The sequence below is a fragment of the Nocardia sp. NPDC058519 genome (assembly GCF_042719755.1).
Lineage (GTDB): Bacteria > Actinomycetota > Actinomycetes > Mycobacteriales > Mycobacteriaceae > Nocardia.
In genome coordinates this window covers 1-11,265 of sequence record NZ_JBHXNK010000030.1, presented here as the reverse complement: position 1 = coordinate 11,265, position 11,265 = coordinate 1, and the positions used below count along the sequence as shown (strand labels likewise).

Genomic DNA, 11,265 nt, shown 5'->3' with positions numbered 1-11,265 from the left:
GCACGCACCGAGAGTGATCTCGGTGCGCGGTAATTGTTCACACACGAGTTCAGGAGGGAGGCAGACACATGAACACGAACACGAACACCACGTTCGATGCGATGAGCAATCGCGTCCTGGTGAACGCATTTGTCATGTCCGCCTCCCGGGGGGTCCTCGCTCTGCAGGGGACCGGCCTGTCCGGCGGCGATGCCAAAGCTTCAATTCATCTCCTCCAGGACAAGCCCAGCGTGGGTTGGCAGCCGACCGCCGTTTCGGCACCGGCAGCAATCGCCGATGAAGCCGGTTACGCACCGGAGTTCACCGGCGCAATCCGCCTTCGCGTCCACCCAGCGACCGTGATCAGGTCTCGACAGAGATGTCGAACTAGGTAGGGAACACCTCCCAGACCTCCTGGCCACGGATCGCGAGAAGCGAAATCCGTGGCCATATTTTTCGGCTCCACAGCCGTAGGCACCGGGTTCGCACACCGAACATTCGACCGCTGCAAACGAGCTGAAGGAGAACGACGTGTTCACCGCCCAGGACTGGCCGACGGCCACTACTGACGTGACATGCCGAACCGTGGCGCAGACCCCTCGCGTCCGTGAGGTCACCAAGACTCTGCCCTGTAGGGGCGGAAACCCCGATCTGTGGTTCGCCGAGAGCCCCACAGATCTCGAGCAGGCCAAGGAACTGTGCGCGGCCTGCCCGATCCGCAAGGGCTGCCTGACCGCGGCCATCGATCGTGCCGAGCCGTGGGGCGTGTGGGGCGGTGAGATCTTCGACCAGGGTGTCGTGATCGCCCGCAAGCGCCCCCGCGGTCGCCCGCGCAAGGTCGCGATCATGGCATGAACCCGGGAAAAGGGTTGTACCGCAAGCGAACCGCTCACCTCGTCATGGTGAGCGGTTCGTTTTGCGTTGTGGGGGATGTGTGTCGACGCCTAAGAGGCTTGTTCGGCGCGGAAGCCAGGCACCCAGGTGCGAACCAGGTTCATGAAGCCGAGTTCCGCGTCGAGCTGGGCCAGGATGCCGACCGAACCGCCGAGCACCCGGAAGACGGTGAGGTACTCGGCCGGAAGTTGCAGGGCGCGAGCGGTTTTCATCTCGGGGCTGGTGAACTCGGAGGCCTTGCCCGCTACCCGCTGCATCCATGTGCGGGTGAAGTGGAACGTGTCGGTGCGAATCGGGTCGCTGAACGGGCGCAGGTACGCCTCGATCTCCTCGTGGGTCACCACACGTCCCGGAATGACCCAGCCGTGCTCGTAGAGCAGCTCGGTGAGCGCCGCGTGCTCGTCGGCGACAGCGAGGGCCAGCATTCGGCCCAGAATGTCCGGGAAGCCGTCCGGCATCGGCGCGCAGGCGCCGAAGTCGAGCACGGCCAGGGTGCCGTCGGCGCGCACCAGGAAATTGCCGGGGTGTGGGTCGCCGTGCAGCAGGCCGACCAGTTCGGGCGAGCTGAAGTGGAAGGTCCCCATCAGCTCGGCGATCCGGTTGCGCTGCGCCAGGGTGCCCTCAGGATCCTCGGCGCCCGCCTTGATCAGCGCCGATACCGGGGTGCCGTCGAGCCACTCGGTGACGATCACCTTCGGGGCGCCCGCCACCACCTTCGGGACCGTGATGGTGGGGTGCCCCTCGAACGCGGCCGCGAAGCGGCGCTGGTTGGCGGCCTCGATGCGGTAGTCGAGTTCTTCCTCGGTGCGTTCGGTGATCTCGGCGAGCAGCGGCTTCACATCGGCACCGGGGATCACCGACGAGAGCAGTCCGGTCATCCGGGACAGCGTTTTCAGGTCGGCACGCAGCGCGTCGTCGGCTCCGGGGTATTGCACCTTCACCGCCACCGCGCGCCCGTCGGACCACACCGCACGGTGCACCTGGCCGATGCTGGCCGAGGCGGCCGGGGCGTCGTCGAAGGACTTGAAACGTTCCCGCCACTTGGTGCCGAGCTGCTGGTCGAGCACACGGTGCACGGTCTCCGCAGGCATCGGCGGTGCCGCGGCCTGCAGCTTGGTCAGCGCTTCGCGATAGTGCTCGCCGAACTCCTCCGGGACGGCGGCCTCCATCACGCTCAGCGCCTGCCCGAACTTCATCGCTCCGCCCTTGAGCTCACCGAGCACGGTGAACAACTGCTCGGCGGCTTTCTGGTTCAGGTTCGCGTTGATCTGCTTCTTGTCACCGCCGACGAGCTTCTTGCCGAACCCGACAGCGGCTCGTCCGGCGATGCCGAGGGGAATCTTGGCCAGCTTGGCATTGCGGCTGGAACTGCGGCGCACGATCTCGGACACGGTACCCATCATGGCTGAACCCGCGGGGTGTGTGCCATGGGAATGCTCACACCGGCCGATGCGGCGCCCGTCACCGGGAGGTTTCCGGCGTACGTGCGGTCATCTTCCGGCACCCGCATTCCTGATGCGGTAGCCACGGTCGGCGCTGGATCTCGTGGGTATCGAGGTCCAATTCCACGGTGGCGTCGAGTGTGCGCGGTGCCCGCCGAGGTGAACAGGCCACGATTGCCTCGAGTTCGCGCAGTGCCAGCGCGGTCGTCGCCGCGATGCCTGCGGGGGAGGCGTGTCCGGTGCGGCCGAGGAGCTGGGCGGCCAGATGCGGCCAGTCGGTATCGAATCCGGCCCGGGTCAGGTCGGCACAGCGCAGGCAGCTGGTCTCGCCGGGCAGCACGAGCGGGCCGACCACGCCGACCCCGTCGCGGACTCGCACCTGCAGGTGCGGTACCCGGCGCAACACCAGATCCACCGACAGTCCCGGATCGATCATCAACGCGTCGGTGAGCACCACCAGATCGCCCGCGGCGGCGCCGACCGCAGTGCCGGGCCGGTACTCGCGCGAGCGGGTCGGCCGAAAACCCATGCGCCGCAATCCGATCGCCACGGCATCCGAGATCGGACCGAGCCCGTGCACCGTGATGCCGCGGATCTTGCCCAGTTTGGGTTCGGGTTCGAGCAGCAGGCCCGCACGCTCGATCGCGGCGAGCATGCCCATGGTGCGGTCGGGGCTGATACCGAATTCACCCGCACGCCAGATGATCTGGGGCCGCGATCGCAAGCCGTCGAGCAGGCGCAGGAAGGCGAGCACGGTACCGGTGTCGTGGTCGGTGGTTTCCAGGAGCAGGGCGCGTTCGGGGTCCCAGCCGAGTTGGACCGTGCCGGACGGGCGAACCAGGGTGGTCACTCGCGGGTGGAGCATCGGGCCGCGCAGTGGGGAGGTGGTCGTCATGCCAGAAGTATCGGTACCCGGCGAGCGCCCAACGTGCGCCGAAAGTGTAGTTATCCACAGGCTTTCGGCGTGTCGGCCTATGGATCTCGAATTGTGAACAGCCGCTGCACGGCGGGTCGTCGCCACATTTTCCGGCGAACGTTAGCCGCGGAACCGTGTTGCGCCACCGAGATCGGAGATTTTCTCACCGACCTCGGTGGCGGTGCCGATCAGGACTTGCCGGTGCCGGAATCCGGGCCGGAATCGCCCTCGTCACGCGGGGTTTCGTCGGAATCGGTCTCATCGGCCTCGGCTTTGCCGAGATCGGCCGCGTGGCGCTCGCGCGCCTCGGTCTCGGCCAGCTGGGCCAGCGGATCGTCGAAAGCGCCTGTGCTGCCACCGATAATGGAGTCGATGAAACCGGCAGGTGAGTCGAGGTCGGTGGAATCGGGCAGCAGATCGGGGTGTTCCCACACCTTGTCGCGCCGCTCCATCCCGACATCGGTGGTCAGCCGCCGCCACAGCGCCGAAGCCTCACGCACCTTGCGCGGCCGCAACTCCAGTCCGACGAGCGTGGCGAACGTCTGCTCGGCGGGCCCACCGGTCGCCCGGCGGCGGCGCAGCGTCTCCGACAGCGCGCCCGCGCCAGGCAGGCGCTCACCCACCGCATCGGTGACCACGACATCGACCCAGCCCTCGATCAGCGCCAGCAGGGTCTCGAGGCGCTCGAGCGCCTGCTTCTGCTCGGGCGTGGTCTGCGGCTCGAACGTGCCCTGGGAGAGCAGTTCCTCCAGCTTGGACGGGTCGCTCAGCGACATCGGGTCGATGCCCTGCGCGGCTTCCTCGATCGCGGAGAAGTCCATCTTGATGCCGCGCGCGTAGTCCTCGACGGCGCCGAGCACCTGCTGACGCAGCCACGGCACATGCGCGAAAAGCCGCTGGTGGGCGGTCTCACGCGCCGCCAGGAAGACCATGATCTCGCTCTCGGGCTGTTCGAGCCCCTCGCTGAACGCCGAGATCGCGGTCGGCAGCAGCGCCGCGGTACCGGCCGGGCCCAGCGGCAGACCGATATCGGTGGAGGTCAGCACCTCCTTGGCCAGCTGGCCGAGTGCCTGACCGAGCTGGGAACCGAACGCCAGCCCGCCCATCTGGCCGAGCATGCCGACCATCGGTCCGGCGAACTGCTTGGCTTCCTCGGGCAGCTGCGCGGTCCACATGCCCGAGATCTGCTCGGCCACCGGATCGCACAGGCGCTTCCAGGTGGGCAAGGTCTCTTCGATCCAGTCGTTCGGGGTCCACGCGACCGTCTTGGTGGCGCCTGCGGGCAGCACGGTGGCGCCGTCGAGCCACAGTTCGGCCAGGTGCGCCGCGTCGGTCACCGCGGTGGTGGTGCCCGCGGTGATGGGGGCGATGGTGGAGCCGAGCTGCTGGCGGGCCAGTCGCTTGGCGACGTCGTAGTTGACCGGGCCGGACTGCGCGCCGCCGGGACCCATGCCCTGGCCCATGCCGCTGATCATCTGCCCGAGCTGGCTCAGCATCTGGCCCAGCTGCGACGGATCGAACCCGCCTGCGCCGCCCGCTCCGAACCCGAACGGATCGTTTCCGCCGGGTCCGTTGCCCTCGTCGCGACGCTTGCGGGAATCGTCGTCGTCGCCGGTCGAGAAGCCGAAGGGGAGATCGCTCATACCTCTTACGTTACGCGGGACCCAGGGGCCCACGGTGTTCGCGCATCGCGAAATCGCGGCGGCATCGGCCGCGCCGCAAAAGCGTGCCACTACCGTCGGTCGCGGTTGCTGATCACTACTGTGGTCCGAGTGAATCGTCGGATCCTCACCCTGATCGTCGCCCTCGTCCCTGTCCTCGTGCTCGGCGTGGCCGGCAGCGTGGTCACCGTGCCGTTCGTCGCACTCGGCCCCGGCCCCACCTTCGACACCCTCGGCCAGGTCGAGGGCAAGCAGGTGGTCGATGTCACCGGCGCACCATTGGATCCCACGAGCGGGCACCTCAATATGACGACCGTGTCGGTGCGCGACGGGCTGAACCTGTTCGAGGCGTTCGGGTTCTGGGTCAGCGGTGAGCACGGTCTCGTGCCGCGCGCCGAGGTGTACCCGCCCGGTGTGTCGCGCGAGGAGGTCGACAAGTCCAATCAGCAGGACTTCAAGGATTCCGAGAGCGATGCCGAGGTCGCCGCGCTGCACTACCTGAAGATGCCGACCGTCGTGCTGGTCCGCGGACTCGGTGAAGAGGGCCCGGCCAAGGGCGTGCTCGAAGTCGGCGACGAGCTGATCAGCATCGACGGCACCCCGATCACCACGCCCAAGGACGTGATCGACATCGTCGGCACCAAGGCTCCCGGCACGACCATCACCGTGGTCTACCGCCGCGGCGACGCCGAACAGACCAGCCAGATCACCCTGGCGCCGCGTCCCGACGACGAGGCACGGGGCTACCTCGGCATCACCCCCGGCGAAGGTGGACGTCCGCCGCTGCAGGTCGAGTTCAACCTCGCCGATATCGGTGGGCCGTCGGCCGGGCTGATGTTCAGCCTGTCGCTGATCGACAAGCTCTCGCCGGGCGAACTCAACGGCGGCAGGTTCGTCGCGGGCACCGGCACCATCGACCAGGACGGCAAGGTGGGCCCGATCGGTGGCATCCAGTACAAGATGATCGCCGCGCGCGAGGCAGGCGCGGAAACGTTCCTCGTCCCCGCCGACAACTGCAACGAAGCCGCTCAGCGGGCTCCCGAGGGCCTGCGATTGGTGAAGGTCGACACCCTCGACAGCGCGATCGCGTCGCTGGCCGAGATCAACGCGGGCCGCGAGGCGATCACCTGCGGGTAGCTCACTCCAGCGTGTGGTGCAGGGCCTCGACCAGGCCCGGTGCCAGGTTGGGGTAGGTGCGCAGGTCGAGATCGCCGAAGCCGTCGTCGTCCTCGGGGCGGATCTGCAGCAGGCACAGGGTGGCGCCGTGGCGCAGCACGCCCGCGATGAGGCGCGCGTCGCGGCGACCCGGATGCGCGTGCGCGGCGGCACGCCCGGCCGCGTCCGCGGCCTCGTCGTCGGCGAGTAGCGGAACCAGCGCCTCGTCGAGATCGCTCTCGGCGTCGGGCGGCAGCACCACGATCTCCTGCACCAGCACACAGCCCTCGACCGCGGGCGGCCAGGTGGTGGTGGCCAGGAACTCGTCGAGCGCCATCGACCCGCCGGTGATGTCGTCGGGGAAGGCTTCCTGGGCAACGGGGGTCAGCTCGCTGCCGTCGTCGAGCTGGTCCTGCAGGTCGGGTTCGGCCGCGGCCAGGTCGGCGGTCGGCACCAACGCGAACATCTGCGGCGGGTTTCCCCAGCCCTCGGCGTCGGCGAACTCGACGACCTCGCGCACACAGCGGGCGAGGAGAACTTCGGCGTGCTCGTCTTCGGTCACCCGCACATCCAATCATTTTCGGCCCAGACGCTTGCACGGTGTCCGATTTCCGTAGAGTGGGCGCCAACGGTCCGGTAACGGATCGCCCGCAACATTCGGACTGCGGTGACTGCGCCGATCACGGTGTGGAACCGCCGGAGCATGGAGAGTGGCACCGTGGGCATGCGGCCCCCCACCGGCTTACCTTCGTTGTCCCGACGCAGCCGTGTGCTGCTGGTGACAGCAGTCGTCCTCGCGGCGTTGCTGCTGCTCGGGCCCCGCTTCACCGATGCCTATACCAATTGGTTGTGGTTCGGTGAGGTCGGTTATCGCAGTGTGTATCTCGGCGTGTTGCGCACGCGGCTGATCCTGTTCGTGGTCGTCGCGTTGCTCGTCGGCCTCGTGGTCTGGGCGGCGCTGCTGCTGGCCTATCGGTCGCGTCCGGTCTTCGTGCCGGTCGCCGGGCCCAACGATCCGATCGCGCGCTACCGCACGACCGTGATGAGCAAGCTGCGGCTGTTCGGCGTCGGCATCCCGGTGCTGCTCGGCGTGCTGTCGGGGCTGGTCGCGCAGTCGAACTGGGCGACCGTGCAGCTGTTCCTGCACGGTGGCGAGTTCGGTCAGCAGGACCCGCAGTTCGGACTCGACATCGGTTTCTACACCTTCGATCTGCCGTTCTACCGGATGGTGCTGAACTGGCTGTTCGTCGCCGTGGTGATCGCGTTCTTCGCGAACCTGGTGACCCACTATGTGTTCGGCGGCCTGCGGCTGGCCGGGCGTGAAGGCACCCTCACCAGGGCCGCGCGCGTGCAGCTCGCGGTGATCGCGGGAATCTTCGTCCTGCTCAAGGCGGTGGCGTACTGGTTCGACCGGTACGACCTGCTGTCGAGCACACGCAAGGAGCCGACCTTCGGCGGTCCGTCGTTCACCGATATCAACGCGGTGCTGCCCGCCAAACTGATCCTGCTCTCGATCGCGGTGATCTGCGCGATGGCGTTCTTCGCCGGGATCGTCTTGCGTGATCTGCGGGTTCCCGCCATGGCGGCGGCGCTGCTGGTGCTGTCGTCGATCCTGGTCGGTGCGGTGTGGCCGATGGTGGTCGAGCAGTTCTCGGTGCGCCCCAACGCGGCCGAGAAGGAGAGCCCCTACATCGAGCGCAACATCATGGCGACTCGCGAGGCGTACGGGATCACCGACGACAAGGTCGAGTATCAGGACTACCGGGGTAGTTCCACGAAGAGCCCGCTCGAGGTACCCGCCGACGCGGCGACCATCGGCAACGCGCGCCTGCTCGACCCGAACATCCTCTCGCCCACCTTCACTCAGCTGCAGCAGCGCAAGAACTTCTACGGCTTCCCCGAGTCGCTCGACATCGACCGCTACAACCTCAACGGCGACCTCCAGGACTACATCGTCGCCGCCCGTGAGCTGCACCCCCAGGCCCTGTCGGGCAACCAGAAGGACTGGATCAACCAGCACACCGTCTACACCCACGGCAACGGGTTCGTCGCCGCGCCCGCCAACCGCGTGAACAAGCCGCAGTCCGAGGCGCAGAGCGCCTCGGGTGGCAGCGATTCGGGTTATCCGCTGTTCATGGTCAGTGACCTGTTCACCAAGGTCGAGGATCAGCAGATCAAGGTCGACCAGCCGCGCATCTACTACGGCGAGCTGATTTCCCAGACCGACCCCGACTACGCCATCGTCGGTACCGCCGAGGGCCAGGCGCCGCGCGAATACGACTCCGACGAGGCCCAGTTCACCTACGACGGCAGTGGTGGCGTGCCGATCGGGAACTGGTTCAACCGGCTCGCTTTCGCGGCCAAGTACGCCGAGCGCAATATCTTGTTCTCCTCCGCCATCAGCGAGGACTCCAAGATCCTGTTCAACCGCGGTCCGCGTGATCGGGTGCAGAAGGTCGCACCGTGGCTGACTACCGACGGCAACGCCTACCCGGCGGTGATCGACGGCCGCGTCAAGTGGATCGTCGATGCCTACACCACGCTGGACAAGTACCCCTACGCTCAGCCGACCTCGCTCGACGGCGCGGTCGAGGACAGCATCGACAAGAAGACCGGGCGCGTGATCCCGCGCAAGGAGGTCAGCTACATCCGTAACTCGGTGAAGGCCACCGTCGACGCCTACGACGGCACCGTCACCCTGTACGAGACCGACACCGTCGACCCGGTCCTCAAGGCCTGGCGCGGGGTGTTCCCGGACGCGGTGAAGCCGCAGAGCGAGATCTCCCCCGAGCTGCGCGCGCACTTCCGCTACCCGGAGGACCTGTTCAAGGTCCAGCGCGACATGTTGACGAAGTACCACGTGGACAACCCGCGCGAGTTCTTCACCAACAACGCGTTCTGGTCGGTGCCGAGTGACCCGACGATCGAGGGCGGCACCTTCAACCAGCCGCCGTACTACGTGCTGCTGGGCGATCCGAAGACCACCAAACCGGTCTTCAACCTGACCTCGGCGATGGTCGGCTACAACCGGCAGTTCCTGTCGGCCTACATCTCGGTGCGCTCCGACCCCGACGGGTACGGCAAGTTCACCGTGTTGCAGCTGCCCACCGATTCCCAGACGCAGGGCCCGCAGCAGACACAGAACTCGATGACCACCGCCGACGCGGTGTCCCGAGAGAAAACCCTGCTGTCGAACTCGAACAAGATCCGCTACGGCAACCTGCTCACGCTGCCGGTGGCCGACGGCGGCATCCTCTACGTCGAACCGTTCTACAACGAACGCAACACCGGTTCGTCGACCTTCCCGCAGCTGCTTCGCGTGCTGGTGAGCTATCGCGACGCGGCGGGCAGCGTGAAGGTCGGGTACGACTCGACATTGGCCGGGGCACTGAATCAGGTGATGCCGGGTGCGGGTTCGCTGGCGACACCGTTCGGTGGCGATCCGGCGGTGAAGCCGAAGCCGGGAGCGACCCCACCGGTCGACCAGGGCACCGTCACGCCGCCTGTCGGCGGGACGACACCGCAGCCGGGGACCACACCGCCCGCGAGTTCGCCGACCCAGGAGGCCGCGGCCGCCGAGGTCAGCCGCAAGATCGAGGCGGTGCGCACGGCGATGCGGACCGGCAACTTCACCGATTACGGTAAGGCGCTCGAAGAACTGGACGTCGCGATGAAGGCGTACCAGGACGCCGCAGGCCGGTAACCACCGGCACGCAAGAAAGGCCCCGTCGCGATGACGGGGCCTTTCTTGTGCAGGGGGAACGGTGGATCAGCCGCCGATCGAAGCGATCAGCGGAGCATTGGCGTTCAGCAGGTCCCGGTACTGACCCGAGACACCGTACTGGTCGGCCAGGGCCTGGCCCGCGGCCTTGGCCTGGTCGACGGCAACCTGGACATCGGTCTTCGCCTGGGCGGGCAGCTCGACCGGCAGTTCGACGGCGGGCTCTTCGGCCACCTCGGGCTCGGACGCCCCCGACTGCAGGAACTGGCCGCAGTGCGGCCAGGCGCCGACGCCCTGGCTGGCGAGCACGTTCTCCGCGACGCGGATCTGCTCTTCCTTGCTGGCGTTGTGCGCCGAACCCTGGCCGCCGTTGGCCGCCCAGGTGCTCTGCGAGAACTGCAGCCCGCCGTAGTAGCCGTTGCCGGTGTTGATGCCCCAGTTGCCACCGCTCTCGCACTGAGCGACGCCGTCCCAGTTGTAGGCGGCGGCGGAGGCGGTGCCGGTGGCGAGGCTGAACGGAACGGCAACCAGGGCGCCCGTGATGGCGGCGACGCCAAGGGCGCGGGTGCTGAATTTCCGGGTCTCAGTCATGGGGGAGACGCTAACCAATGAATCGGCACCGATCACATCTTGATAACGAGCGGATTCTATGAATGGAATAGGCGTCTTATCAATGTTTACGCTGCATAGCCAGTGGGAATACCTAGATTCCGGTCGGTCTGTTATTGGTCCGTTATGTGTTCGGGATCACGGGGTGATAGTGACGCCGCTCACCGAAACTCGCCTCCGACGCGCGTGGTTGCCAGAATGTGTGATGGCTGCCACATTTCGATGACCTCGAAGTGTGGTGTTGCGTGGCGAATCGGTCGGAAAACTGGTGCTGACCTCGCGATTTGGCGCCTGCTCGCACCTGTGTGTAATGTTGTGTTCACACCGACGCGGGGTGGAGCAGCTCGGTAGCTCGCTGGGCTCATAACCCAGAGGTCGCAGGTTCAAATCCTGTCCCCGCTACAAAACGAAAGGCCCGGAACCACTGGTTCCGGGCCTTTCGCGTTATTCGAGACTAAGCGTCGAGGTCGCTGGCGACGAGCTCGGCGATCTTGTCCAGGGTCGGCTGATCGTCGCTGGTGATGGTCACCTCGGCGCCCTGACCTGCGCCGAGGGTCATGATCATCAGCGCGGAACCCGCGTCTACCGGGTCGCCGCCGGTGACCGCGATGGTGACGGGAACGCCCGCCGCGCCGACCGCTTCGGCGATCAGGGCCGCGGGGCGCGCGTGCAGGCCGACCGAGGAGCCGACGGTGACGGTGGTGCTTGCCATGGGATATCTCCTACTTATCTGGTAACGACTGGTTCGGATGCACCCGACGCCTGCATAGTTCCTGACCCGTTGAGGTCTTCTGCGAGGCTGAGCGTGGGTGCGATGGGTCGATCGTTCGCGGCGTGACCGGGTGACTCTTTCGATATCTCCTAGGGCGATCGACCCTTCACACAAGG

General features: G+C 66.9%; 10 protein-coding genes and 1 tRNA gene. 5 read left to right on the top strand and 6 right to left on the bottom strand.

The window, feature by feature from the left end; translation table 11 throughout:
- The first annotated feature begins 68 nt into the window (after positions 1-68).
- Positions 69-374: a hypothetical protein gene (locus ACFWPK_RS27275; RefSeq protein ID WP_378920479.1), complete on the top strand. Its 306-nt coding sequence runs from the start codon at positions 69-71 to the stop codon at positions 372-374.
- A 136-nt stretch (positions 375-510) separates the two neighbouring features.
- Entirely contained in the window at positions 511-834 is a 324-nt protein-coding gene (locus ACFWPK_RS27270; protein ID WP_101468522.1) for a WhiB family transcriptional regulator, read from the top strand.
- An 89-nt stretch (positions 835-923) separates the two neighbouring features.
- Here the strand turns inward: ACFWPK_RS27270 and ACFWPK_RS27265 are convergent, their stop codons facing one another.
- The 3 genes from ACFWPK_RS27265 to ACFWPK_RS27255 form a co-directional block, all read right to left on the bottom strand.
- A complete protein-coding gene (locus ACFWPK_RS27265) occupies positions 924-2,273 on the bottom strand; it encodes an ABC1 kinase family protein (protein WP_378920477.1) in 1,350 nt (449 codons plus the stop codon).
- A 61-nt stretch (positions 2,274-2,334) separates the two neighbouring features.
- Positions 2,335-3,210, bottom strand: a complete 876-nt coding sequence (locus ACFWPK_RS27260) for a TOMM precursor leader peptide-binding protein (protein WP_378920475.1) — start codon at positions 3,208-3,210, stop codon at positions 2,335-2,337.
- A 209-nt stretch (positions 3,211-3,419) separates the two neighbouring features.
- On the bottom strand, positions 3,420-4,874 hold the full coding sequence (locus ACFWPK_RS27255; protein WP_378920473.1) for a zinc-dependent metalloprotease: 1,455 nt from the start codon (positions 4,872-4,874) through the stop codon (positions 3,420-3,422).
- Between the two features lie 129 nt (positions 4,875-5,003).
- Here ACFWPK_RS27255 and ACFWPK_RS27250 point away from each other — a divergent pair, with 129 nt between their 5' ends.
- Positions 5,004-6,029, top strand: a complete 1,026-nt coding sequence (locus ACFWPK_RS27250) for a PDZ domain-containing protein (protein WP_378920471.1) — start codon at positions 5,004-5,006, stop codon at positions 6,027-6,029.
- A gap of 1 nt (position 6,030) precedes the next feature.
- On the opposite strand, the gene ACFWPK_RS27245 is transcribed toward ACFWPK_RS27250, so the two are convergent.
- The gene (locus ACFWPK_RS27245; RefSeq protein ID WP_378920469.1) at positions 6,031-6,609 is read right to left on the bottom strand and encodes a PPA1309 family protein; all 579 of its coding nucleotides are present in this window, start codon (positions 6,607-6,609) and stop codon (positions 6,031-6,033) included.
- Between the two features lie 156 nt (positions 6,610-6,765).
- Here ACFWPK_RS27245 and ACFWPK_RS27240 point away from each other — a divergent pair, with 156 nt between their 5' ends.
- Complete coding sequence (locus ACFWPK_RS27240; RefSeq protein ID WP_378920467.1) at positions 6,766-9,750, top strand: UPF0182 family protein; 2,985 nt, start codon at positions 6,766-6,768, stop codon at positions 9,748-9,750.
- A gap of 66 nt (positions 9,751-9,816) precedes the next feature.
- Here ACFWPK_RS27240 and ACFWPK_RS27235 read toward each other — a convergent pair whose 3' ends face one another.
- On the bottom strand, positions 9,817-10,359 hold the full coding sequence (locus tag ACFWPK_RS27235; RefSeq protein WP_378920465.1) for a transglycosylase family protein: 543 nt from the start codon (positions 10,357-10,359) through the stop codon (positions 9,817-9,819).
- Between the two features lie 346 nt (positions 10,360-10,705).
- Between ACFWPK_RS27235 and ACFWPK_RS27230 the strand changes: the two genes are divergently transcribed.
- A tRNA-Met gene (locus ACFWPK_RS27230) sits at positions 10,706-10,779 on the top strand.
- Between the two features lie 52 nt (positions 10,780-10,831).
- Here ACFWPK_RS27230 and ACFWPK_RS27225 read toward each other — a convergent pair.
- Positions 10,832-11,089, bottom strand: coding sequence for an HPr family phosphocarrier protein (locus ACFWPK_RS27225; protein ID WP_378920463.1), 258 nt, complete (start codon positions 11,087-11,089; stop codon positions 10,832-10,834).
- Positions 11,090-11,265 lie beyond the last annotated feature (176 nt).